This window comes from Streptomyces sp. CA-135486, assembly GCF_050936555.1.
Taxonomy (GTDB): domain Bacteria; phylum Actinomycetota; class Actinomycetes; order Streptomycetales; family Streptomycetaceae; genus Streptomyces.
The window spans coordinates 1,963,322-1,987,446 of the sequence record NZ_JBNJMM010000001.1 but is presented as its reverse complement, the minus strand read 5'-3'; the positions used below and the strand labels follow the sequence as shown (position 1 = coordinate 1,987,446).

At 70.2% G+C, this 24,125-nt stretch carries 21 protein-coding genes and 1 riboswitch; of the genes, 4 read left to right on the top strand and 17 right to left on the bottom strand.

Translation table 11 applies throughout. The annotated features are described in order from the left end of the window. Positions 1 to 38: 38 nt before the first annotated feature. The 5 genes from ACQEVG_RS08990 to ACQEVG_RS08970 form a co-directional block, all read right to left on the bottom strand. Positions 39 to 980, bottom strand: coding sequence for an ROK family glucokinase (locus ACQEVG_RS08990; RefSeq protein WP_404725893.1), 942 nt, complete (start codon positions 978 to 980; stop codon positions 39 to 41). A gap of 66 nt (positions 981 to 1,046) precedes the next feature. Beyond that, on the bottom strand, positions 1,047 to 1,511 hold the full coding sequence (locus tag ACQEVG_RS08985) for a DUF5304 domain-containing protein (RefSeq protein ID WP_432979611.1): 465 nt from the start codon (positions 1,509 to 1,511) through the stop codon (positions 1,047 to 1,049). A gap of 76 nt (positions 1,512 to 1,587) precedes the next feature. Continuing rightward, positions 1,588 to 2,934, bottom strand: coding sequence for an ArsA family ATPase (locus tag ACQEVG_RS08980; protein ID WP_432979608.1), 1,347 nt, complete (start codon positions 2,932 to 2,934; stop codon positions 1,588 to 1,590). Further along, positions 2,934 to 3,383, bottom strand: a complete 450-nt coding sequence (locus tag ACQEVG_RS08975) for an SRPBCC family protein (protein WP_432979605.1) — start codon at positions 3,381 to 3,383, stop codon at positions 2,934 to 2,936. The genes ACQEVG_RS08980 and ACQEVG_RS08975 overlap by 1 nt, the downstream gene beginning before the upstream one ends. Positions 3,384 to 3,496: 113 nt before the next feature. Then, positions 3,497 to 4,252, bottom strand: a complete 756-nt coding sequence (locus ACQEVG_RS08970) for a metallophosphoesterase family protein (RefSeq protein WP_432985189.1) — start codon at positions 4,250 to 4,252, stop codon at positions 3,497 to 3,499. A 304-nt stretch (positions 4,253 to 4,556) separates the two neighbouring features. Here ACQEVG_RS08970 and ACQEVG_RS08965 point away from each other — a divergent pair, with 304 nt between their 5' ends. Beyond that, a complete protein-coding gene (locus ACQEVG_RS08965; RefSeq protein WP_432979602.1) occupies positions 4,557 to 6,353 on the top strand; it encodes an AMP-dependent synthetase/ligase in 1,797 nt (598 codons plus the stop codon). Between the two features lie 13 nt (positions 6,354 to 6,366). On the opposite strand, the gene ACQEVG_RS08960 is transcribed toward ACQEVG_RS08965, so the two are convergent. Continuing rightward, entirely contained in the window at positions 6,367 to 8,004 is a 1,638-nt protein-coding gene (locus ACQEVG_RS08960) for a GMC oxidoreductase (RefSeq protein ID WP_432979598.1), read from the bottom strand. Between the two features lie 145 nt (positions 8,005 to 8,149). Next, entirely contained in the window at positions 8,150 to 9,292 is a 1,143-nt protein-coding gene (locus ACQEVG_RS08955) for a glycosyltransferase family 4 protein (protein ID WP_432979595.1), read from the bottom strand. Between the two features lie 101 nt (positions 9,293 to 9,393). On the opposite strand from ACQEVG_RS08955, the gene ACQEVG_RS08950 reads away from it, so the two are divergent. Beyond that, positions 9,394 to 10,761 (top strand): glycosyltransferase 87 family protein, encoded by a 1,368-nt coding sequence (locus ACQEVG_RS08950; protein WP_432979592.1) that lies wholly within the window; start codon positions 9,394 to 9,396, stop codon positions 10,759 to 10,761. A gap of 37 nt (positions 10,762 to 10,798) precedes the next feature. On the opposite strand, the gene ACQEVG_RS08945 is transcribed toward ACQEVG_RS08950, so the two are convergent. From ACQEVG_RS08945 to ACQEVG_RS08925, 5 genes are all read right to left on the bottom strand, one after another. Beyond that, entirely contained in the window at positions 10,799 to 12,031 is a 1,233-nt protein-coding gene (locus tag ACQEVG_RS08945; RefSeq protein ID WP_432979589.1) for a hypothetical protein, read from the bottom strand. Between the two features lie 58 nt (positions 12,032 to 12,089). After that, positions 12,090 to 13,118: an NlpC/P60 family protein gene (locus ACQEVG_RS08940; protein WP_432979586.1), complete on the bottom strand. Its 1,029-nt coding sequence runs from the start codon at positions 13,116 to 13,118 to the stop codon at positions 12,090 to 12,092. Positions 13,119 to 13,291: 173 nt separating this feature from the next. After that, positions 13,292 to 14,317 (bottom strand): NlpC/P60 family protein, encoded by a 1,026-nt coding sequence (locus ACQEVG_RS08935; RefSeq protein WP_432979583.1) that lies wholly within the window; start codon positions 14,315 to 14,317, stop codon positions 13,292 to 13,294. A gap of 324 nt (positions 14,318 to 14,641) precedes the next feature. Beyond that, complete coding sequence (locus ACQEVG_RS08930; protein WP_432979580.1) at positions 14,642 to 16,003, bottom strand: NYN domain-containing protein; 1,362 nt, start codon at positions 16,001 to 16,003, stop codon at positions 14,642 to 14,644. Between the two features lie 35 nt (positions 16,004 to 16,038). Then, positions 16,039 to 16,281: a hypothetical protein gene (locus ACQEVG_RS08925; RefSeq protein ID WP_432979577.1), complete on the bottom strand. Its 243-nt coding sequence runs from the start codon at positions 16,279 to 16,281 to the stop codon at positions 16,039 to 16,041. A 150-nt stretch (positions 16,282 to 16,431) separates the two neighbouring features. Between ACQEVG_RS08925 and ACQEVG_RS08920 the strand changes: the two genes are divergently transcribed. Together ACQEVG_RS08920 and ACQEVG_RS08915 are read left to right on the top strand one after the other, a co-directional pair. Then, a complete protein-coding gene (locus tag ACQEVG_RS08920; protein WP_432979574.1) occupies positions 16,432 to 17,160 on the top strand; it encodes a rhomboid family intramembrane serine protease in 729 nt (242 codons plus the stop codon). Positions 17,161 to 17,230: 70 nt separating this feature from the next. Further along, positions 17,231 to 17,512 carry an Lrp/AsnC family transcriptional regulator gene (locus tag ACQEVG_RS08915; RefSeq protein ID WP_277325772.1) on the top strand — a complete coding sequence of 94 codons (282 nt, stop codon included), beginning with the start codon at positions 17,231 to 17,233 and terminating at the stop codon, positions 17,510 to 17,512. Between the two features lie 54 nt (positions 17,513 to 17,566). Here the strand turns inward: ACQEVG_RS08915 and ACQEVG_RS08910 are convergent, their stop codons facing one another. The 5 genes from ACQEVG_RS08910 to qcrC all read right to left on the bottom strand — a co-directional run bounded on the left by ACQEVG_RS08910 (position 17,567) and on the right by qcrC (position 24,093). Beyond that, positions 17,567 to 18,976 carry an aminotransferase class V-fold PLP-dependent enzyme gene (locus tag ACQEVG_RS08910; RefSeq protein ID WP_432979570.1) on the bottom strand — a complete coding sequence of 470 codons (1,410 nt, stop codon included), beginning with the start codon at positions 18,974 to 18,976 and terminating at the stop codon, positions 17,567 to 17,569. Positions 18,977 to 19,203: 227 nt separating this feature from the next. Then, a riboswitch (SAM riboswitch) is annotated at positions 19,204 to 19,321 on the bottom strand. 98 nt (positions 19,322 to 19,419) lie between these two features. Next, on the bottom strand, positions 19,420 to 20,484 hold the full coding sequence (gene trpD, locus ACQEVG_RS08905) for an anthranilate phosphoribosyltransferase (RefSeq protein WP_432979567.1): 1,065 nt from the start codon (positions 20,482 to 20,484) through the stop codon (positions 19,420 to 19,422). 131 nt (positions 20,485 to 20,615) lie between these two features. Continuing rightward, positions 20,616 to 22,238, bottom strand: coding sequence for a cytochrome bc1 complex cytochrome b subunit (gene qcrB / locus ACQEVG_RS08900; RefSeq protein WP_432979564.1), 1,623 nt, complete (start codon positions 22,236 to 22,238; stop codon positions 20,616 to 20,618). Further along, on the bottom strand, positions 22,235 to 23,287 hold the full coding sequence (gene qcrA / locus ACQEVG_RS08895; RefSeq protein ID WP_432979561.1) for a cytochrome bc1 complex Rieske iron-sulfur subunit: 1,053 nt from the start codon (positions 23,285 to 23,287) through the stop codon (positions 22,235 to 22,237). Before qcrA ends, qcrB begins: the two co-directional genes overlap by 4 nt. After that, on the bottom strand, positions 23,284 to 24,093 hold the full coding sequence (qcrC, locus tag ACQEVG_RS08890) for a cytochrome bc1 complex diheme cytochrome c subunit (RefSeq protein ID WP_432979558.1): 810 nt from the start codon (positions 24,091 to 24,093) through the stop codon (positions 23,284 to 23,286). The genes qcrA and qcrC overlap by 4 nt, the downstream gene beginning before the upstream one ends. Positions 24,094 to 24,125 lie beyond the last annotated feature (32 nt).

Here is a 24,125-nt window from a genome sequence, read left to right as displayed (position 1 = left end):
GGAACATCAGGCCCGTCCGGCGATTGAGGACAAGGAGCTCAGCCCTGCCGGGCCAGGTCCGCCGCGCCCACCAGGCCCGCCCGGCCGCCGAGTTGCGCCGCCAGCACCTGCGCGTGCGGCCGGTACCGGCCGCCGATCAGCCAGCGTCGGAAGGACTTGCGGATCGGATCCAGGACCAGCTCGCCCTCGTCCGAGACGCCGCCGCCCACGATGAACGCCGACGGGTCGAAGAGCGAGGCCAGATCGGCCAGACCCGCGCCTGCCCAGCGCGCCAGTTCGCGAAAGGAGTCGACCGCGACCGGGTCGCCCTGCCGGGCCGCCGCGCTGACGTGCTTGCCCTCGATGCCCTCGACCGTGCCGTCGCCCAGGGACAGGAGCACCTCGGCGTTCTCCGGGGTGGCGTTGGCGCGCTGTTTCGCGTACCGCACGAGGGCGCGCCCGGAGGCGTACTGCTCCCAGCAGCCCTGGCTGCCGCAGCCGCACTGCAGACCGTCGGGGACCACCCGGATGTGGCCGAACTCCGCGGCCACGCCGAAGCGTCCGCGGCGCAACTTGTTGCCGATGATGATGCCGCCGCCGAGCCCGGTGCCGAGGGTGATGCAGATGACGTCCTCGTGGCCCTGGCCCGCGCCGAAGCGGTACTCGCCCCAGGCCGCCGCGTTCGCGTCGTTCTCGACGACCACCGGGAGGCCGACGCGCTGCTCGACCTTGTCCTTCAGCGGCTCGTGCCGCCAGTGGATGTTCGGTGCGAACAGCACGGTGGCGCGCTTGTCGTCGACGTATCCGGCGGCGCCGATGCCGACGGCCTCGATGTCGTGCCCCTCGCCGGCTCCGGCCACGGCGGAGCAGATCGCGTCGACGATGCCTTGCGGGGTCGACGGGGTGGGCACCGTGTGCGTCTCGATGATGGTGCCCTCTTCGTCGACCACGCCGGCCGCGATCTTCGTGCCGCCGATGTCGACGCCGATGGTGAGTCCCATGTGTCCCTCAGTTTTCGGTCGAGCCCCGCTACGGCCAACCGTACCCGAGGGCGGGCACCCGCCTTGTCAGTCCAGGTCGATGTGCTCGCTTGCCCCGGGGCCCTCGTCGCGGGGGTCCGTGTCGTCCTCGGCGGCCGCCGTGCCCTTGGTTCCCCTCGGGTCGTACGGCCGCTGCGCCCAGCGTCGCTCATGACCCTCGACGGCCGATCGATACGCGGCGAGCAGCTCGCCGCCCGCAGCGGCGAGATGGTCGAAGACCTGTGGATTGCGCTCGATGACCGGCTCGACGGCCGCCTTCGCCTGGCTGACCAGCTGCTGTACGGCGCTCTGCGCGGCCATGCCGGGAAGGGAGGTCTGGAACGAGGTGACCTTGTCGGCGACCGCGTCGAACAGCTTGCGCAGCTCCTCCGCGGCGGAGCCGGGCGGCGGCCCGTAGTGGGCGCGGCGGCGGGCCTTCTCGGCCTCCAGGTCCTCGGCGCACGCCCTGGCCCAGGCGTCGTCGTCGACGGGACGCTCGGTGGCATCACTCATGGCGTACTCCTGCACAGCGGCGGTGGCGGAACTTCCGGTTCGTACGCTCGACGTTACCCGAATGGAGGCGGGGCGTTCAGCGTGCCCGCGGCCACAGCTCGGGGTCCGGAGTGAAGCGGACCCGCAGCACCTCGTCGGTGAGTCCGGCGCCCGACACGGTGCAGCGGCGCAGCACGGACGGCAGCGGAACGATCCTGCGGAACGGGCCCACGGTGAGCAGCAGTTCGTCCCCACGGCGGACAAGACCGACGTCCTCCTTGACGGCGCCGGGCAGCCGGAGCCCCCAGACGAGGACCCCGTCCTCCACTCGCCGGTCCTCGACCGGCTGCCAGGCGCTGCCCGCGCCCGCGGGTCCGGCGCCCGCGGAGCCGCGCAGCAGTGCGCCGAAGCCGTCGTCCGCGGCCGCGTCGTCCACCGCCCAGGGGTCGGCGGCCCGGCGCTCGCGGTCCCAGTCGAGTTCGACGGCGAGCCCGTCACCCGCGAAAAGGCCGCCGCCGGTGCCCGCCTGCTCAAAGGTGGTGCAGGACGAACCGGTGTCGAGAAGCATGAGGTCGTCGACGCCGCGCGGGTCCCGGCCGAGGTGGGACACCTCGCAGAGCGAGGCCCCCGGCACCCACAGCTCGTACCACTCACGCAGGCACTTCTCCTGCTGGGCGGAGAGGGTCGCGAGCCAGGTGTCGGGCGAGTCCCGCGGCAGGATCCGGTTCGGTACGAGGGTGTCGACCCGCAGTCCGTGCAGTGCGAGCCCGGGGCGGGCGGCGGACAGGGCGTCGGCGGCAGCGGGCGAGGGCTCGGCGACCACCCGCAGGGTCGTGTTGCTGGATTCGATCACCGTCTGGACAGCGGCCAGTTCGGCGTCCCAGCGGGCCGCGGTCTCGTACAGCCACTGCGCGGGCATCGGCACGCCGGCGAGCTGGGCGAGCATCGGGCGCAGCGCGCGGGCAACCTGCCGTTCCGGCGGCAGCAGCCGGCTCAGATAGCGCCGCAGCTGTTCGGGCAGGGCGAGCAGGGCGATGGTCTCGCGCAACGGCGGCATGTCGACGACGACCACGTCCCAGTCGCCGTCGGCGGCGTTCTTCAGGGCGCGCAGCAGCGCGTACTGGTCGCTGCCGGGAAGCTCGGTCAGCTCCTCGTCCTCCAGCCGGGCCGCGCCCAGCAGATCGAGCGCGGCGCCGCCGCGCTCCTGCAGAGCGAGCAGCTCGGCCCGGAAGTCGGCCGCGGCATCGATGCGCGCGGCCCACAGCCCGTCCGTGAGCTGTGCCGGATCACCGGGCCGGCCGGTGACGGGCGTGCCGAGGACGTCGCCGGGTTCGGCGGAGAGCAGCAGTGTGCGCCTGCCGCGCCCGGCCGCGGCGAGCGCGGTGGCAGCGGCGACGGTGGTACGGCCCGCGCCGCCGAGGCCGGTGACGAGGACCTTGCGCATCAGGCGGTGGGCCCGCTCTCGACGCGCTTCTTCAGACCGGCCAGGGCACGGTCGATGATGACCTTCTCGGCCTTGCGCTTGATCATGCCGAGCATGGGGATCTTGACGTCGACGGTCAGCTGGTAGGTGACCTCGGTGCGGTCGCCCCCGCCGACGGGGGCGAGGGTGTACGAGCCGTCGATGGCGCGCAGCATCTGTGACTTCACCAGTGTCCAGCTGACCTGGTTCTCGCCGTTCCAGGTGTACGCGAGGGTGTGGTCGTCCTTGATCGCGCCGGCGTCGAGCACCAGGCGGACCTGCTCGGCGCGGCCCTTGGTGTCGGTGGCGAGCACCTCGGCCTCCTTCACCTCACCCGTCCACTCCGGGTAGCGGGCGAAGTCGGAGATCACGCCCATCACGTCGGCCGGCGCCGCCTCGATCGTGATGCTCGAGCTGGTGTGTTCCGCCATCGCTGCGGCTCCTCAGAGTGCGGTACGGACCGGGGGTGGTGTGGTGTGCAGGCTATCGCGCCCCGGCTGGTCACCACTCCAGGGCCCGTGGGTCACCGTTCCTGGCCCGTGCGTCACCACTCCAGCGCCCAGGGGCGACCGGTCGACGCGAAATGGCCGACGTTCACGCACTCCGTCCGGCCGATGCGCATCCGCTGGGCGAGCGGCTGGTGGACATGGCCGAAAAGCGCGTATCTGGGGCGGATCCGGTGGATCGCGTCGAGCAGTGCGCTGCTGCCACGTTCGAAGCGGCGCGCGACCGTGTCGTACGTCAACTCGGGCACCTCCGGCGGGATGTGCGAGCAGAGCACATCGACGGCCCCGAGCGCCTCGACCTTGGCCGCGTACTCCTCGTCGGAGATCTCGTAGGGCGTGTTCATCGGGCTGCGCAGTCCGCCGCCGACGAAGCCGAAGACAAGGCCGCCGATTTCGACGCGCTCGCCGTCCAGAACGGTGGTGCCCGGGCGCGCGTACTCCGGCCAGAGGGACGGTATGTCGACATTGCCGTAGGTGGCGTACGTCGGAGTGGGGAAGGCCGCGAACAACTCGGCGTACTGGCGCCGTACGGCCGACTCGATCGCGCTCTCCCGGTCCATCCGGAGTTCGCCCCAGAGTCTGCGCCCCAGCTCACGGGCCTCGTCGAAGCGGCGGGCCGTGCGCAGCTCCACGATCAGGTCGGCGTTCTCGACACCGAAGAGGTCGGGGAAGATGCCGCGCGAGTGGTCGGCGTAGTCGAGAAAGAGGACGAGGTCGCCGAGGCAGATGAGCGCGTCGGCGCCGTCCCCCGCCATGGCGAGATCCTTGGCGTTGCCGTGCACGTCACTGACCACATTGACTCGCATGCCTCGCATGACGATCACCCTAGGACGACGGAGTTGCGGGTGGGTAGTAGGGGGGCGGACCAGCCGTTCTACCGGGGCGTCAGGGGTGTGGACTACTCTGCGCGAAGCGATGCCACACACATGTGACGCAGCGAACATCTGGCCGGAAACCCCTATCCGGAACCGAGTACTGGTGGGTAACGTCCGGGCAGTCCAGTCGTGCTCGCCCCCCACGAGCACCTGCCCGATCTTGGACCGCAGCCGGTGCATCACACAGAGCCGTGGCGCCGGCGCCTGATGAGGAGCAGCAGTCTTGCGCGAGTTCAGCCTTCCGGCCCTGTACGAGGTCCCTTCGGACGGCAATCTGACGGATCTGATCCGCCGCAATGCCGCTCAGCATCCTGATGTAGCCGTCATGGGCAGAAAGGTGGCGGGCGTCTGGACGGACGTCACCGCCAAGCAGTTCCTTGCGGAGGTGCGCGCCGCCGCCAAGGGCCTGATCGCCGCCGGCATTCAGCCCGGCGACCGGGTCGCCCTGATGTCGCGCACCCGTTACGAGTGGGTGCAGCTGGACTTCGCGATCTGGAGCGCGGGCGCAATCACCGTCCCGGTGTACGAGACCAGCTCGGCCGAGCAGGTCTCGTGGATCCTCGGCGACTCCGGCGCGGTCGCGGTGATCGTGGAGAGCGACGCGCACGCCGCAGCCGTGGATTCGGTACGGGACCGGCTTCCCGTTCTGCGCAGCGTCTGGCAGATCGACAAGGGCGCGGTCGACGAGCTGACCGCGGCCGGCGCCGAGGTCGGCGAAGAGACGGTCGACGCGCGCAGCGCCGCCGCCAAGGCGGACGACCCGGCGACGATCGTCTATACCTCGGGCACCACCGGCCGCCCCAAGGGCTGTGTGCTCACGCACCGCAGCTTCTTCGCGGAGTGCGGCAATCTCGTCGAGCGCCTCAAGCCGCTGTTCCGCACGGGCGAGAGCTCCGTTCTGCTCTTCCTCCCGGCCGCGCACGTCTTCGGCCGCATGGTCGCGCTCGCGCCGGCGATGGCGCCGATCAAGCTCGGCTGCGTTTCGGACATCAAGAACCTCACCGACGAGCTCGCTTCCTTCCGGCCGACACTGATCCTCGGTGTGCCGCGCGTCTTCGAGAAGGTCTACAACTCGGCGCGGGCGAAGGCCCAGGCGGACGGCAAGGGCAAGATCTTCGACAAGGCCACGGACACGGCGATCGCGTACAGCAAGGCGATCGGCACCCCCGCGGGCCCGTCGGTCGGTCTCAGGATCAAGCACAAGGTCTTCGACAGGCTCGTCTACAGCAAGCTCCGTGCGGTGCTGGGTGGGCGCGGCGAGTACGCGATCTCCGGCGGCGCTCCGCTGGGCGAGCGGCTCGGCCACTTCTTCCGCGGCATCGGCTTCACGGTGCTGGAGGGCTACGGCCTCACCGAGTCGTGTGCGGCGACCGCGTTCAACCCCTGGGACCGGCAGAAGATCGGCACGGTCGGTCAGCCGCTGCCGGGCTCGGTGGTACGGATCGCGGACGACGGCGAGGTGCTGCTGCACGGCGAGCATGTCTTCCAGGGGTACTGGAACAACGACGCCGCGACCGCGGAGGCGCTGGCCGACGGCTGGTTCCACACGGGCGACATCGGCACCCTGGACGAGGACGGCTACCTCGCGATCACCGGCCGCAAGAAGGAGATCCTGGTCACCGCGGGCGGCAAGAACGTCGCCCCCGCGGTGATCGAGGACCGCATCCGCGCGCACGCTCTGGTCGCGGAGTGCATGGTGGTGGGCGACGGGCGGCCCTTCGTGGGCGCGCTGGTCACCCTCGACGAGGAGTTCCTCGGACGCTGGGTCTCGGACCACGGCAAACCGGCCGGTTCGACGGCGGCTTCGCTGCGCGACGACGCGGATCTGCAGGCGGAGGTCCAGCGGGCGGTGGACGACGGCAATGCGGCCGTCTCCAAGGCGGAGTCGGTGCGGAAGTTCCGCATTCTTGGCTCCCAGTTCACTGAAGAGGCGGGACACATCACGCCGTCGCTGAAGCTGAAGCGCAATGTGGTGGCGAAGGATTTCGCCGATGAGATCGAGGCGATCTACCGGGGCTGAGTGCCGCCGCTGATCAGCCGCTGGGGTCCTCGGCCAGAATCCGGGTCATGTTCCGTTCGGCGAGAGCCGTGATGGTGACGAACGGATTGACCCCGATCGAGCCGGGGACCAGGGCGCCGTCGGTGACGTACAGCCCCGAATATCCCCTGGCACGGCCGTAGTTGTCGGTGGCCCGGCCCAGTACGCAGCCGCCCAGGGGGTGGTACGTGAAGTCGTCGGCGAAGGTCTTGTTGCCGCCGAAGAGGTCGTACCGGTAGATGGTGGCGTTCGCTCTGTTGAGGCGGTCGAAGAGGGATTTGGCCGCGTTGACGGAGGGCTGATTCTGCGACCGGGTCCAGTCGAGCTTTGCGGAGTCGGTCGCCCAGTCGTACGAGAAAGTCCCGCGCTCCGGGTTCTTGGTGATCGCCAGATAGAGGCTGATCCAGTGCTCGAACCCCATGGGCAGCGGCGCGATTTCCGCGAAGACGGGGTTCGTGGGGTTGGCCCAGTCGTCGATGCCCATGGTGGGCATGGTCGCCTGGTTCGCCCCGACGGTGTCCCAGATGTGGTTGGCGCGGCCGGTCATGACATTGCCGTTGTGGCCCCAGCCTTGGCCGACCTCGGCGCTGAGGTCGGGCAGCGTGCCCTTCTCCCGTGCGCGCAGCAGGAGTTCGGTGCTGCCGAGGCTGCCCGCGCCGAGGAAGAGCTGCCGGCAGCCGATCTCGTCGGTCCCGACGACCCGGCCCGAGGTGTCCGTGCGGTCGACGGTCAGGACATAGCCGCCGTCGGGTTCCCTTCGGATTCCTCTGACCCGGCTCATGGTCTGGATGGTGACGTGGCCGGTGCCGAGCGCGGCCGCGAGATAGGTCTTGTCGACGCTGCGCTTGCCGTGGTTGTTGCCGTAGATGACCTCGCCGGCGAGCGCCGACTTCGGGGCCTGTCCGGCGGCTTCGCGCTGCATATGGCCGAAGTCGTAGACGTTCGGCACGAAGACGGTCCGCAGGCCGGCGTTCTGGGCGTGCTTGCGGGAGATCCGCGAGAAGCGGTACCACTCGGTGGACTCGACCCAGGCCGGATCGATGGTGTTGACGCCGAGCATCCGGCGGGCCCGCGGGAAGTAGGTGTCGTACATCTCGGCGGCGTCGACCTGGGGCAGCACCTCGGAGAAGTACGTACGCAGCGGGGTCACCGCCATCCCGCCGTTGACCAGCGATCCGCCGCCGACGCCGCGTCCGACGTAGACGGACATGCCGGAGTAGCGGACCCGGTCGAGTACGCCGGGGTAGGGGCTGATGTTCTTGTTGACGACATCGAGCCAGAGGAAGGTGGCGAGCGGGGCCTCGGTACGGGTGCGGAACCACATGGAGCGCTGATCGGGGGCTCCGGTGCTGCAGAAGATCTTTCCGTCCGGGCCCGGGGTGTCCCAGAGCCGGCCCATCTCCAGTACGAGGGTGCGGACGCCCGCCTCGCCGAGGCGGAGGGCGGCGACGGCAGCGCCGTAGCCGGAGCCGATCACGACGGCGGGGGCGTAGTCGGCCGCGTTGGGCTCGACGGCGGCCGAGGTCTCCCCGGCGGCAGCCGGGGAGAGACCGATGCGGGTGAAGCCGAGCGCGGCCGCGGTCTGCAGGGCGGCGATGCCCAGCAGTTGACGGCGCGTCAGATTTGATGTCATGTCCGCAGCATGGGCGGAATTCGGTCTTGTGCCCATATCCCGTGCGGCTCAGAACTGACGCTCCATCAAAATATGGTTTACGCAGTTCAGCGATGTGTCCGGTGCGGGTTTACGCAGGTCAGGAAAATGTCTGGTTTCAGGCTGGTCAGAGCAGTGTGCGAAGCTTCTCGGCCAGCAGATCCCAGCGCCACTTCTCCTCGACCCACTCCCGGCCGCGCTCCCCCATCCGCCGCCGCAGCCCCGGGTCCTCGAGCAGAGCCACGATCCGCTCGGCCGACTCCTCGGCACTCCCGCCGCGGACCACCCAGCCCGTCTCCCCGTCGAGTACGGCGTCGGGGGCGCCGCCCGAGTCGCCCGCGACGACCGGGAGCCCGGTCGCCGATGCCTCCAGATACACGATTCCAAGACCCTCGACGTCGAGGCCGCCCCTTCGGGTGCGGCAGGGCATCGCGAATACGTCGCCCGCGCCGAAGTGCGCGGGCAGTTCCGCCCAGGGCACGGCGCCGGTGAAGCGCACGGATCCGGCGACGCCGCTCTCGTCGGCGAGCCTGCGCAGATCCTTCTCGTAGGGACCGCCGCCGACGATCAGGAGCACCGCGTCCGGCACCTTCGCGAGGATCGCGGGCATCGCCCGGATCAGCGTGTCCTGGCCCTTGCGCGGCACCAGCCGCGATACGCACACCACGACCGGCCGGCCCGCCAGCCCGAGCCGCTCGCGGACGGCGTCCCCGCCCGAGCCCGGGTGGAAGGTCTTCTCGTCGACACCGGGCGGGAGTTGGACCATGCGCCCGGCCGCGGCGGGGGTGAGCGCGGCGGCTATGCGCGAGCGGGTGTACTCACCGAGATAGGTGATCGTGTCCGTGCCCTCGCCGATCCGGCGCAGCAGCTGCCGGGACACGGGCAGCTGCGCCCAGCCGGCCTCGTGGCCGTGCGTGGTGGCCACCAGCCGCCGTGCACCGGCCTTGCGCAGGGCCGGGGCCATCAGACCGAGCGGGGCGGCCGCGCCGAACCACACGGATTCACAGCCGTGCTCGCGCAGCAGCTGGGTCGCCCTTCGGGTGACGCGGGGGGTCGGCAGCAGCATCGTCGTACGGTCCCGTACGACCGTGAACGGCTGCTCGGCGTCGAATGCGGCGGTCGCCTCGGCGCCCTCGCGGCCACGCTTCCAGGTGGAGGCGTAGACGACGAGCTGCTCCGGGTCCAGCCGTAGCGCCATGTTGTGCAGGAACGCCTGGATGCCGCCGGGCCTGGGCGGAAAGTCGTTGGTCACGATCAAGGTCTTGTGCATCGTCGCCGACAGTACCGAACGGCCCTGCCTCACCGCTCCCGCGCTGCCCTGCCCGGCATCATGGGGCCCCACAAATCAGACTGAAACAGGATGAGGTGCTCATGGCGGGCGGGAGCGGTGGCGGCACGGAGGGCGCGGGCGGCAGCGGCAGGGGCGGCACGCGGCTTCCCGTCGCGGTGTGGATCCTCACCAGAACGGCGCTGCTGCTCTGCGTCCTCAATGTGCTGCCATTCCTCGGCCTCGATGTCACCACCGACGTCTCTGTGATCTACGAGGGCTGGTACGAGGTGCTGAAGAACGGCACCTATCCGATGGACGACGTCGCCTGGCAGTACCCGCCCGCCGCCGCGCTCGCGATCCTCTCCCCCGCTCTGCTGCCCTTCCTCTCCTACGCCTCCGCCTTCTTCGCCCTCACCCTGCTCTGTGACGCGCTGGTCCTCGGACTGCTGCTGTACGCGGGCGGACGGCTCCGCGAGCGACGCACGCGAGGCCGCCGGGCGGCAGGCGGCGACGAAAGCCGCGCCGCCGCCGAGCGGGCGGAGAAGCGAGCAGAAGTCAAGGGCAAGTCGCTGCGGGGAGCGTGGGTGTGGGTCGCCGGTGTGCCGCTGCTCGGCCCGACCGCGTACGCCCGCTACGACCTGATGGTCACCGCCGTCGCCGTGGCCGCGCTGCTCGCAGGCGCACGCCATCCGCGCACACTGGGCGCGCTCGCGGCCTTCGGCGCGCTGCTGAAGGTCTGGCCGCTGCTGCTGCTCGCGGGGGTCCCGGGCGTGCGGGCGAACCGCCGCGCCTGGGCCACCGCGGCGGGCACGGCGGCAGCGGTCGCGGTTGCGCTCGTCGCGGCGATGCCGGGGGCGCTGGCCTTTGTCACCTTCCAGCGCGAGCGGGGCACCGAGATCGAGTCGCTGGGCGGGCTGGTCTTCCATGTGGCGCGACACCACGGCTGGCACGGTCAGGTGCTGCTGAACTACGGGTCGGTGGAGTTCGTGGGCCGCCATGTCACCCTCGTCTCCACGCTCTCCCTCGGCCTCGCCCTGCTCGCCCTCGGCTGGCTGGTGCTGTGGCGGTTGCGGGTGAAGAAGTTCGTGCCGAGCACGCTGTGCGACGCGGCGTTCACCGCGGTGCTGCTGTTCACCACGACGAGCCGGGTGATCAGCCCCCAGTACATGATCTGGCTGGTCGGTCTGGCCGGCGCCTGTCTGGTCTTCCGGGGCAGCCGGATGGCATGGCCCGCCTGGCTGGTGCTGGCCGCGACGGGAGTCTCGCTGCTGGAGTTCCCCGTCTGGTTCTCGCAGGTGGTGGCGAGCGACCCGCTGGGCGTGCTGCTGCTGTTCGTACGCAACGGCCTGCTCGTCGCTGCGACGCTGACGGCGTGCCTGCGGCTGTGGCGCCAGACGGTGACCGAGCCGGGCCGCCGCCGACTGCTGCCCGCCCAGGCGACCCGCGACAATGCGCTGACGGTCTCCTGACCCGGCGGCTCTTTGGCACGCAGCCATGGCAACGTGCTCAGCGCGCCAGCCGCTCGCGCAGATACTCCCGCCACCGCACCGTGAAGTCCCGCGGCGTCGTCCCCAGCACATCGGCCAGCGCCTTCTCGACCGCCCCCGCCCGCTGTTCGCCCGCCCCCACGGCCCGGTAGAACGCCGTCAGCTTCTCCTCGCCCCAGCGCGCGGCAATCAGCTCACAGGCCAGCCATCCTCCCTCGTACGCCCGCGCCAGCCTGTCCGCGTCCGACCCGAAGGCGAAGTCCGCGTCGGACGGCAGCGCGGCCGGCACCTCGCCGCGCCGGACCGCGCCCTGGAGTTCGGGGGCGGTCTGCCCGGCCGTGCGGCCCCTGCCGCGGTACGCGACCCAGTCCGCGAATCCCTCCGAGAGCCACATCGGGGTCGCCGCCGAGGTGTACGCGCGGGTGGCCACATGGGTGGTCTCATGGGTGAGGACGACGCTCCGGCCGAAGTCGCCGAGCACCCCGTACGCCTCAGGGTTGACGATCACCCGGTCCGCCGGCGCCGTCCCGGCCGCGCCCGTCTCGCCGGTCGTGACCGCCGCTATCCCCCGGTACCCGGCAGCGGGCGCGTCCAGCAGCTTCCCCATGGCGTCCAGGGAGGCGGGGACCAGGACGACGAGACGGCGCGCCCAGGCAGACGGCCAGGCGTCCGACACGGCGGGCACGGCCCGGTCGGCGGTCGCCGCGAGGGCTTTGAGTTGCTCGCCGCTCTGGCCGACGGCGAGGATCAGACTCCGCTCGCCCCGGACCACCCGCACATCACCCTGCTGCCAGAGCTGCTGGCCGCCCGTACGCGCGCGTTCAGCCGTGACATACCAGCGGCCGTCGCGCTCGGCGAGCTCCAGCGTGCGGGACGCGGTCACCGGGGCGGTGTCGTACCCCTGGATCCGGTAGCGCAGTTCGGCCTCGGCGACGGCTCGCGTGCCGTGCCGCTGCACCGTCCCCAGCCGGTACTCCCAGGAGCGCAGGGGCACATCCGCGAGGTTCCGGAACTCCTGGCGCTGCGCCGTACGCAGCCGCGCGGCCTCGGGCGCCAGCGCGGCCAGATAGGCGTTCTCGTCATGACCCAGGACGGCGGCCGCACGCCCGTCCAGGGTCCGCTGGATGTCCCGCACGCTCGTGTCGGACGCCTGGCCGGCCGTACAGCCGGACGCCAGCAGGGCGGCGGCGAGGATCAGCCCCGCCGCACGCCGTATCGCCCGGCGCCCTGTGCCGCGCCCCTGACCTGCCACATGGCCGATCGTACGGAACGCGGTGCGGAACAGTGCGCGGCGCGGAACGGTACGCCGCTCAGACGCGGGTGACCGAGGAGATCGGCATCATGCCGACCGGGTCGTAGCGCACTGCGGCGCCGGGGTAGGGGGCGTGCACGACCTGCCCGTTGCCCATGTACATCCCGATATGACTGGCATCGCTGCGGTACGCCACGAGGTCTCCCGGCCGCGCCTGCGACAGCGGGACCTGCCGGCCCGCGTACCGCTGCGCCTGCGAGGTGCGCGGCAGGCCGACACCCGCCTGTGCGTACGACCACTGGGTGAGCCCCGAACAGTCGAAGCCGGACGGCCCGTTGGCGCCCCACACATAGGGGCGGCCGACCACGCTGCGGGCCGCCCTCACCGCGGCGGCCGCCCGCGAGGAGGCGGGCGCGAGGCCGGAGAGCTCGGGCAGGGAGCCGCGGCCGGCGCGCGACACCCGGTCGAAGGCCTCACGGTCGGCGGCCGGCAGGGAGTTCAGCAGCCGCTGCGCCTGGGTGAGTTTGCGCTCGACGGTGCGCTTGTGGCGGGCCACGGCCGCCCGGCTGCGCTCCAGTTCGGCGAGGTCGCGGGAGGCCTCGGCCCGCTCCTGGCCGAGGCTGCGCTGCTCCCGCCGCAGATCCCGCAGCACGGCCGTCTGCCGCTCGCTGATGCGGTCCAGGGTCGCGGCCTTGTCCAGGTAGCTGTCCGGGTCCTCGGAGAGCAGCAGGGCGAGCGCGGGGTCCATGCCGCCCGACCGGTACTGCGCGCCGGCCACCGATCCGAGCGCTCCCCGCATCCGGTTGATGCGCTCCTGCCCGCGAGCCACGCTGTCCTGCACCTGCGTCACCTGCTCACGCAGCCGCTCGACGCGCTCACCGGCCTTGTTGAACTCCTCGGTGGCCTGCTCGGCCTCCTCGTAGAGCCGGTCGACCGTGGCCCGGGTGCTCTCCGCGGTGGTGCCCGGCTCGGCGCCCGCCGGTGCGGCCCCGAGCGCTGCGGCGGCCGTTGCCGCCGCGGCGGACAGGACGGTGACCCGGGCACTCTGAGTGAGGCCGGACTGTGAGAGCCGTCGATGGGACGTCACGAGCCGCGCTCCCTTCCGCTGTACGAGGGATGTTGCGCGGCAGACAGTAGCCGGGCGAACACGGAGCGGCCAAAGGCCGCGCCGGGCACGCAAAGTGACGCCCCGCCGGAGACCACAGGTCAATGGCGGGGCGTGACGTCAGCGACGGGTGCGGGAAATCGCCCGATTGGGCGTCAGATACGCACGCCGAACTGGAACGGCATGTTGCCGATCGACTCGTAGCGGACGCTGGCACCCGGCTTGGGGGCGTGCAGCACCTGGCCGTTGCCCGCATAGAGGCCGACGTGGTGCATGTCGCCGTAGAAGATGACCAGGTCGCCCTGCTGGAGCCCGCTCTGCGAGTAGATGCGGGTGCCGGCGTTGGCCTGCGACTGGGAGGTCCGGGGTATGGAGACGCCGGCCTGCCCGTACGCCCATGAGGTCAGCCCGGAGCAGTCGAAGGAGCTGGGGCCGGACGCGCCGTAGACGTACGGCGAGCCGATCTTGCTCTGGGCGGCGGCGAAGGCCGCGCCCGCGCGCTGCGAGGCGGGAACCGAGTTACCGAGGTCCGCACGCGAGTTGTCACGGTTTGCCCGGGACTCGTCGGCGGAGAGGGCGGCACGCTCCTTGGCGGTGAGCGTGTTGAGAAGCTTCTGCGCCGCGGCGAGCTTGCTCTGGACTTCCTTCTTCTTGGCGCCCAACTGCTTGCGCGTGTCGGCGAGGTCGCCGAGCTTGTCCTGGGCTTCCTTGCGCTGCTGCGCGAGGGTCCGCTGCTTGGCCTGGATCTCGGCGAGCGCCTCGGTCTGCTTGGCGCCCAGCTGGTCCAGCGCGGAGGCCTTGTCGAGGTACGTGTCCGGGTCGGAGGAGAGGAAGAGCTGCACAGCCGGGTCGATGCCGCCCGAGCGGTACTGGGCGCTCGCCACCGAACCGAGGCCGTCACGCAGGGTGTTGAGCTCGTCCTGGCCGCGGGCGACCTTGTCCTGAAGGGCGTCGACCTGCTTCTCGAGCTTCTGCTGCTGCTCCTTGGCCCCGTTGTACTTCTCGGTGGCCTTCTCCGCCTCTTCGTAGAGCTTGTCGACCTTCTCCTTGACCTCGCTCTTGCTCGGCTTCGGGTCGGCCTGGGCGGCCTGGGAGGTCAGGGCTACGGCCGCGGCGGCGGTCGCGGTGAGCACGGTCACACGGGTGCGGCTCGGCTGCTTGGGTCGACGGTGGGACGCCACGAAGGCGAGCTCCTTCTTCCTCGAGCCGCCTACCGGGCAAGTGGGGGGTTGAATCCCCGGCTCTGGGCATTCATCCCCTGGGGACAAAGGGGCTGAACTGCACAGATTCGGCGGTTCCTTCGCTGTTCGCCCCGGCTGGACGATCAACCGCGCGAAGGTTCGAGGCCTGACCCTAGTGACCTTCTTGTGATCAGTTCAAATCCTGATGAGAAAAATCTGGGTCACCGACTGCATTCTTTACCCACATCACACGCGTAGTAGTGGCCACTTGACACAACGTCCCGTCAACATCGGTCGAATTCGGGCATTGGGTGCGTGAGTTACTTAGATGCGTGAAAGCCGCTTCAGCAACAAGGCGGACGCGACGGGCCGGGCGCCCGCCTTCGCCACTCCGTCGGCGACCTCGCGGTCGGTGGACACCACCACCACCGGCCGGCCCGGCGGCTCCGCCCGTACGAGCTGACGGATCAGTTCGTCCGCCGTCACACCCGGCTTGGAGAACAGCACCCGCACTCCACGCGGTGGCGCGAGCAGCACCGGGGCCGCCAGCTCCGCTCCGTCGAAGACACAGGTGATCTCGGCGCCGGTCTGCGCGGCGAGCACCGAGAGTCCGCCCAGCAGCCGCAGCCGCTGCTTCTCCAACGGCATCGTCGGATAGCCGGTCTTGGTGACGTTGTAGCCGTCCACGACCAGATGCGCCTGCGGCAGCGCGAGCAGCTGGTCGAGCAGCGCCGGATCGGTCTCCGAAAGCGCGCGGGCCGCGATGTCCTTGGGTGACATCCGGCCGGGCTCGACCGCGTCGACCGTGTCGGCGGGATGGAGGGCGGCGGGCGGCAGGGCCAGCTCACGGCGCAGCCCCTGGGCCGCGTCCAGCACCGTGTCCAGCAGCAGCCGCAGCCGCATGTCCTCGATCGAGCGGCCCTCGCGGGCGGCCCGGCGGCTCGCCTCCACGGCGGCCTCCGCCTCGCCGAGGCGAGCCTTGAGCCGACGGGTCTCGCTCTCGGCGGCCGACACCTGGGCGGCAGCCTCCGATCTGATCGTGTCGATCTCGGCGTGCGTACGGCGCAGGGCGGCCTCGCCGCGCTTCACATCGCTCTGGGCGCTGCGCAGCTTGCGGCGCAGCGACTCGGCTTCCTTGCGAGCCGCCTCCAGCTCCGTGCGCAGCCGCTCGGTCTCGCTCTTGGTCTGCCCGCGGGCCTCGGTCAGCTCCTCGCGCAGCCGCTCCAGCTCGCGCCGCCCGGCCTCGTCGGCGCGCTCGGCGTCCGCCCGCTGGGCCTCCTCGCCCGCGGCGGCGACGAGTTTCACCCATCCGGTGGGACGCAGCACATAGGCGGCAGCCGCGACATCGACGGGATCGGCGGCCGCGGGCGGCGAACCGGCCTCCAGCGCAGCGGACAGCTCCGGCTGGGCCTGGCCGAGCCGCTCGGCGATGCGCTGCCGGAAGACCGGGTCGCTCTCCAGGGCCGCGGCCATCGCGTTGCCCGCGAACTTGGCCCGACGAGTCGGGGTGAATCGGGCGTACTGCCGCAGCTGGGCCGGAAGTTCGGAGACCGTCAGGCCGCCGAACGCATCCGAGACCAGCGCCACCACCCGGCGCCGTACGCCCTCCGGCAGCGGGCGGTCGAGCGCCTCGGCGGCGTCACCGGCCGCATCGGCCGGCTCAGCGCCGTGTGCAGGCTGCTCCACGATCCGTCACCCCACTACCCGTTCGGGCCGCTCCCTCAGGAGCCGGCGCCCGGCCTGTCCACCAGCTCGATCTGGTCCACCGCGTTGCACCAACGGCAGCGCACCGACTCGATGGTCTCACTGACCACCTCGCGCTCCTCGACCGTCGGCTCTCCGGCCAGGTCCAGATGGACGTACTCGACGACCTTCGAGGAGCGCGTGACGTCGAAGCGGGTGAGGTTGCCGCAGAGCGTGCAGCGCCAGCGGGTCTTGGCGGTCGGCAGGGGAACCGTCGTCATCGAGCCGTCCTCTTTCATGATGCGGGTGCGGGTGCCGCTGTGCGCCGTCGAACTGCGGGTGTACTGCCCGTAACCCTACGGCCTTGCCGGTACCCCGTGCCGCGGCGAGGCACCCTGTACCGTTCAGTCCCACTACGCCATGCTCTGTCCATGATCGGTTGGCGGGGCGCGGGCCTCCGGAGCGCGGTCCTGCGGGGCGCGCTCACCGGACCCGCGGTGACGTACGCAGTGATCGCCGTCTGCTGTGCGGTGTTCGTGATCAGCCCGGTCTCGGGCGTCAACCCGGTGTACGGCACCGGTGACGCGCTGCTGACCGCGCAGAGTCTGTACTTCCAGCGCTGGGGCGTGATCCCCGCCGAGCTGCTGAACAGCTCTCCCGACGCCCTCCTCACTCCCCTCACCGCTCTCTTCGTCCACGGCAGTTGGCTGCATCTGCTGGGCAACATGCTCTTCCTCTACGTCTTCGGGGCGATGGCCGAGGAGCGCATGGGGCAGCTGGAGTTCGCCCTGTTCTATCTGGGCTGCGGCTACCTTGCGCTGCTCGCCTACGCGGCGGCCAACGCCGACTCCGAGCAGACCCTGGTGGGAGCGTCCGGGGCGATCTCGGGCGTGCTCGGGGCGTTCCTGTACCTCTTCCCGAAGGCCCGGGTCACCAGTCTCTTCCCGTTCCTCTTCTTCCTGCCGCTGCGCTTCCCCGCATGGATCGTGCTGATCTTCTGGTTCGTACTGCAGGGGCTGGCGGCACGAGGGGCCGGCAGCGGTCCGGGGGTGGCGTATCTGACGCATCTGGTGGGGTTCGGGATCGGGTTCCTCTACGCCTGGGGGCGATTCCGGCGTACGGCCGCGGCGATTCCCGAGGGCAGTGAGACAGGAGGCTGACGCCGGGCGGCCCCGGGACCCCCAGTAGGCTTGAGGCCCAAGCAGCGGCCACCGAGGGAGAAAGCCAGCCGTGATCACCGCGATCGTGCTCATCAAGACCAGCGTGGACCGCATCCCTGAGATCGCCGAGTCGATCGCCGCGCTGGACAGCGTCAGCGAGGTCTTCTCCGTCACCGGCACCTACGACCTGATCGCCATGGTGCGGGTCGCGAAGCACGACGACCTCGCCGACGTCATTCCCGGCCGGATCAGCAAGATCCAGGGCGTGGAGGCGACGGACACGCATGTGGCGTTCCGTACCTACTCCCAGCACGACCTGGAGGCGGCCTTCGCCATCGGACTGGACGCGTAAGGCAACAAGCCCGCGCCACAAGGGCGCGGGCTCGTTCAGGGGCAGCGGCCCGGGTCAGACGGCCGGCACGCAGCGGCCGTCCTCCGTGTGGTAGGTCCACTTCGCGCCGTCCCGCACCAGCTCCTTCACCGCCCCCACAAAACGCTCCACGTGCTCGTCCGGCGTCCCCGCACCGAAGCTGACCCTGATCGCGTTCAGCGAGCGCTCACCCGGCTCGGCCTCCGGCGCGCCGCACTCGCCCGGGTCCTGCGGGTCGCTGCCGAGCAGCGTGCGCACCAGCGGGTGGGCGCAGAACAGACCGTCCCGGACGCCGATCCCGTACTCCGCCGAGAGCGCCGCCGCGAAGTGCGAGCTGTTCCAGCCCTCCACCACGAAGGAGATGACGCCGACCCTCGGTGCGTCGTCGCCGAAGAGGGAGAGGACCTTCACCTCGGGGACCTCCGCAAGCCCCTCCCGCACCTTCGTGATCAGGTGCTGCTCGCGCTCGACAAGCGACTCGAAGCCCGCCTCGACCAGCGCCTTGCAGGCGGACGCGATGGAGTAGACGCCGATCACGTTCGGCGATCCTGCCTCATGACGCGCGGCCGTGGTGTGCCACTCGACGTCCACACCGCCGTCCGTGCGCCGCGCCACCTTCCGCGAGGCGCCGCCGCCCGCCAGGTACGGCTCCGCGTCCTGCAGCCAGTCCGAGCGGCCCGCGAGCACGCCCGAGCCGAAGGGTGCGTACAGCTTGTGCCCGGAGAAGGCGATCCAGTCGACGTCCAGGTCCTGCACGGAGACCGGGTGGTGCGGCGCCAGCTGAGCCGCGTCCAGCACGATCCGCGCGCCGTGCGCATGCGCGACGGCCGCCAGCTCCTTCACCGGCCACAGCTCACCCGTCACATTGGACGCACCGGTCACGCAGACCAGCGCGGGGCCATAAGGGTCACGGTCGGCGAGCGCGCGCTCCAGCGTGGCGACGGCGTCCTCCGGCGTGCGCGGCGCGTTCAGGTACGTCACCCGCGCGTCCCGCCAGGGCAGCAGCGAGGCGTGGTGCTCGGTCTCGAAGACGAAGACCTGGCAGTCGGCGGGCACGGCCTGGGCCAGCAGGTTGAGGGAGTCCGTGGTCGAGCGGGTGAAGACCACCTGGTCGCCGGGCCGGCAGTCGAGGAACTCGGCGACCGTGACCCGGCTGTTCTCGAAGAGGTCGGTGGACAGCTGCGAGAGGTACCCGGCACCCCGGTGCACGCTGCCGTAGTACGGCGCGTACGCGGCCACGTCGTCCCACACCCGCTGCAGCGCCGGCGCGCTCGCGGCGTAGTCGAGGGCGGCGTAGGTGACCTCACCGCCGGTCACGAGCGGGACCGTCACATCGCGGCCGAGGACCGGCAGCGGCGCCGCGCAGGCGGGGTCGGCGGAGTCGGAAGCAGCAGAGGCTACGGAGGAAGCGGAGGCGGAGGCAACGGCGTTCGGGCGTGCGGACATGGCGGTATCTCCTGGCAGGACAAGGCTGGGGGTCCCCCGACGGAGTCAGGGGGAGGCTTCGTGAACCCGCGCATCGGCGCTCAACGGCCGCTCGGCACACGGGGGTTGCCTCGATCGCACGGCAACCGGCCGTACGGAGGCGTACTGAAGTCGGGGCGAGAAGCCCTACCGCATTCGCTTGCTCACGAGACTGCTCCCTTGAGGACCAGGACCCCAGGGTGTGCAGGGGTCCGCGCTTGCCGCAGACCTCGCTGCCCACGGCCTGGTCTTCACCCGGGGCACCCCGCCACGGACGGAGGGTTGCCGGACAGCGAGCCGGGGCCTTAATCGCTGTCACTCATGACCTTGAAGAGCATCCTGCCATACGACTCGCGGCGTGCAAGGCGAGGTCCAGTTCCTGAGACGGGAATCAGCACCACGCCTTGCCTCACGCCACACAGACCTCAGGTGTTACTGACTGCCACCCAGCGTTCGAGCGCCGCCCTGGCCGCACCCGAGTCGATCGACTGGGCGGCCCTGGCCATGCCCGCCGCAAGCTGCTCGTTCAGCGTGCCGTCCGTCGGCTCCAGCGCCGCCAGAGCCGCCGCCGAGTTCAGCAGCACCGCGTCCCGTACCGGCCCGGTCTCACCGCCCAGCAGCCGGCGCGCGACATCCGCGTTGTACGAGGCGTCGGCGCCCCGCAGCGCCTCCACCGGCACCAGGTCGATGCCGATGTCCCGCGGATCGAAAGCCTCCTCGCGCACCGCGCCGTCCCGTACCACCCACACCCGCGACGTCGCCGTCGTCGTCAGCTCGTCCAGACCGTCGTCACCGCGGAAGACCAGTGCCGAGGAGCCGCGCTCGGCCAGCACACCGGCCAGGATCGGCGCCATGCGCGCGTCCGCGACCCCGGTGGCCTGAGCCTTCACCTTCGCCGGATTGGTCAGCGGGCCAAGGAAGTTGAACGTGGTGCGGATGCCCAGCTCCTTGCGGGCGGCCGCCACATGCCGCAGCGCCGGGTGGAACTTCACGGCGAAGCAGAAGGTGATCCCCGCCTCGTCCGCGACCTCGACGACCCGCTGCGGGGTGAGTTCGAGATTGACGCCCAGCTTCTCCAGTACGTCCGATGCGCCGCTCGCCGACGACGCGGCACGATTGCCGTGCTTGACGACCTTCGCGCCCGTCCCCGCGACGACGATCGCGGACATCGTGGAGATGTTCACGGTTCTGGCGCCGTCGCCGCCGGTGCCGACGATGTCGACGCTGGGCCCGGGCACCTCGATCAGATTCGCGTGCGCGTACATGGTCCGTACGAGACCGGAGATCTCCTCGACGGTCTCGCCCTTGGCCCGCAGGGCCACCGCGAAGCCCGCGATCTGCGCGTTCGTCGCCTCGCCGCTGAGGATGCGGTCCATCGCCCACGCCGTGGCGTCGGCGCTCTGGTCGTGGTTCTCCAGGAGCGCGTTCAGCACGGCGGGCCAGGAGAGGTCCGCCACGCTGTCGCCGCCGCCACGGGTCACAACGTTCATGGTCCACTCCAGGGTCCACAGCCGAACAGGGATGCTCCCCACCCTATCCAGCCCCGGGGACAGCAAAGAGCCCCGTCCGGTGAATGGACGGGGCTCCAGCTGTGGCGACCGCTGCGCGCGGTCAGCTGGGATCAGTGGTGGCCGTGGCCGCTCGTGATCTCCTTGTACTCATCGGGCGTCGGCTTGGGAATGTGGGTCCCCTCGCCGTAGAACGACTTGCTGAGCCTCGCCCTGAGCTTCTGGGTGACGGGGACCTTGCGCTCGACACCGTTCTCGTCGACCGTCGGGCCGATCTCCAGGGGCCTCGGCTGCTCGTGCGCCGTCAGCGTGTACACCTGCTCCTGGTTGAGCGGCTCGTGGACCTCGACGAACTCACCGTGCGGCAGGCGCTTGATGATGCCGGACTCGCGTCCGTGCAGCACCTTCTCCCTGTCGCGACGCTGCAGACCCAGGCAGATCCGCTTGGTGATGACGAAGGCGACGACCGGTCCGACGAAGAAGCCGATCCGGGCGAACCAGGTGATGCTGTTGATCGACAGATGGAAGAAGACGGCGAACAGGTCGTTTCCACCTGCGATCAGCAGGACGACGTACCAGGTCAGCCATGCAACACCGAAGGCCGTACGGGTCGGGGCGTTGCGCGGGCGGTCCAGGATGTGGTGCTCCCGCTTGTCCCCGGTGACCCAGGACTCGACGAACGGGTAGACCGCGATCGTGGCCAGGACCAGCGGGAAGATCATCAGCGGGATGAAGACGCCCAGGGCGAGCGTGTGGCCCGCGAAGTTGATCTCCCAGCCGGGCATGGCCCGGATCAGACCCTCGGAGAAGCCCATGTACCAGTCCGGCTGAGCGCCGGTGGACACCTGGTCCGGACGGTACGGACCGAGCGCCCAGATCGGGTTGATCGAGGCGATCGCGGCGACGGCCGCGATCACACCGAAGACCAGGAAGAAGAAGCCTCCGGCCTTGGCCATGTAGACCGGCAGCAGCGGCATGCCGACGACGTTCTTGTTCGTCCGGCCGGGGCCCGCGAACTGCGTGTGCTTGTGGTAGAAGACCAGGATCAGATGGCCCACCAGCAGGCCCATCATGATGCCCGGCAGCAGCAGAACGTGGATCGAGTAGAACCGGCTCACGAAGTCCCCGCCGGGGAACTCCCCGCCGAAGAGGAAGAACGACATGTACGTGCCGACGATCGGCATGGACAGGATCGCGCCCTCCATGAACCGGACACCCGTACCGGAGAGCAGGTCGTCGGGGAGCGAGTAGCCGGTGAAGCCGGTGAACATGCCGAGCACCAGCAGCAGGAAGCCGAAGACCCAGTTGACCTCGCGCGGCTTGCGGAAGGCGCCCGTGAAGAAGACGCGCATCATGTGCACGATCATGCCCGCGACGAAGATCAGCGCCGCCCAGTGGTGGATCTGCCGGATGAGCAGGCCGCCGCGGACGTCGAAACTGATGTTCAGCGTCGAGGAGTACGCCTCGGACATCCGGATGCCCTGCATCGGGACGTACGAGCCCTCGTACACGACTTCGTTCATGCTCGGGTGGAAGAACAGCGTCAGATACACACCCGTGAGGATGATGATGATGAAGCTGTAGAGGCAGATCTCACCCAGCATGAAGGACCAGTGGTCCGGGAAGATCTTCCGCATATTGGACTTGGCGAGGGAATAGATCCCCAGCCGTCCGTCCGCCCAGTCGGCGACCCGCTCGCCCGCGGGTGCCTTGCGGTTCGTCTCTGTAGTACTCATCCGCGCTCCCAGAAGGACGGACCGACGGGCTCTTCGAAGTCGCCGAGCGCCTCAAGGTTGCCCTCAGCGTTCACGCCGATCCGCAGCTGCGGAAGCGGGTGACCGGCCGGGCCGAAGATGACGCGGGCGCCGTCGGAGAGGTCGAAGGTTGACTGGTGGCAGGGGCAGAGCACGTGATGCGTCTGCTGCTCGTACAGGCTGATCGGGCAGCCGACGTGGGTGCAGATCTTCGAGTACGCCACGATGCCCTCGTGCGACCACTCGAGCTCGCGCTTGTCCTTGATGTCCTCCGGCTGGAGCCGGACGATCATCAGGGCCGCCTTGGCGATCTCCTTCTGGAAATCGTGCGCGTCCTCCTCCAGGCCCTCGGGCTTGGCGAAGGTCAGCGAACCCACGATGACGTCCTCGGGACGCAGCGGCTCATTGGTGTTCATGTTGATGAGCTGCTTGCCCTTGGCCCACAGAGTGCTCCGGAGCTTCTTCTCGGGCAGCGGTCCCAGGTCGCGCAGCAGCACCACACCGGCGAGCGGCACCATGGCCAGCGCGCCGAACAGGGTGGTGCGGATCAGCTTGCGCCGGCCGATCGCGGACTCCTCGGCGCCCGCCGCGAAGTCCGCCAGCACCTTGGCCTTGACCTCGGCGGGGGCCGCGATGGGGTGGCGCTCGTCGGCGATCTCCACATCGGACATCAGGGTGCGGGCCCAGTGGACCGCGCCCGCGCCGATGCAGAAGAGGGCGACGCCGAGCGTCATGCCCAGCGAGAAGTTGAGCGCGCTCACATGGCCGATCGGCCAGATGAACACGATCTTGTCGACCGGGAAGGTGACGTACGAGGCGATGAAGGCGATCGTGGCCAGCATCGACAGCGTGAACAGGAAGGCGACCACGCGCTCGGAGCGCTTGGCGGCCCGCTCGTCGATGTCCTGGATGCGCGGCTTGTGGGCCGGCAGCCCCGGGTCGGCGAACGGGTCTTCGGCAGTCTCTACCGTGCCGTGCGCGGTGCCCTGCTCAACGGGCAGGTTCTCTTCTGGAATCTCTTGGCTACTCATGACTTCTTGGCCTTAGCGGTGTGGGCCGCGACCCAGACGGCAACTGCGATCAGTGAACCCAGCCCGAAGACCCAGCCGAACAGACCCTCGACCACGGGGCCGAGGCCGCCCAGCTTGAGACCACCGGGGCTCTCGGCCTCCGCACTGTTCACGGTCTGGAGGTACGCGATGATGTCCCGCTTCTGCTGCTCAGGCATCGTCGTGTCGGGGAAGGAGGGCATGTTCTGCGGGCCGGTCTGCATGGCCTCGTAGACATGCTTGGGCTCCACGTCCTCGAGGTTCGGGGCGTACTTGCCGTCCGTCAGCGCACCGCCCTCACCCGTGAAGTTGTGGCACTCGGCGCAGTTGGTGCGGAACAGGTCGCCACCCTTGGCGATGTCGGCACCCTCGGGGCTGTACTGCTTCTCGGTCGGCGCGATGGGGCCGGCGCCGAGGGAGGCGATGTACGCCGCGAGCTGGTCGATCTCACTCTGCGAGTAGATGACCTTCTTCTTCGGCACCTGGGCGCCGGGCTGCTGGGCCGGCATCCGGCCCGTGCCGACCTGGAAGTCGACTGCGGCGGAGCCCACGCCGACCAGGCTCGGGCCGTCAGAGGTTCCCTGACCGCCGGTTCCGTGGCAGCTGGCGCAGCCGACGGTGTAGAGCTTCTTGCCCTCCTGGATGGCGAGGGACTGGGCGGTTTCATCGGCCTGCGCCTTGTCCGCGGGTGCGAACGCGGCGTACAGCCCCCCAGTGGCCGCCAGCGCGAGGAGTAGGACGACGACCGCCGCCAACGGATGGCGTCGTCGTGCGGAGAGCTTTTTCACGGATTACCCCGGTGTCAGGATCTTCTGCGTCG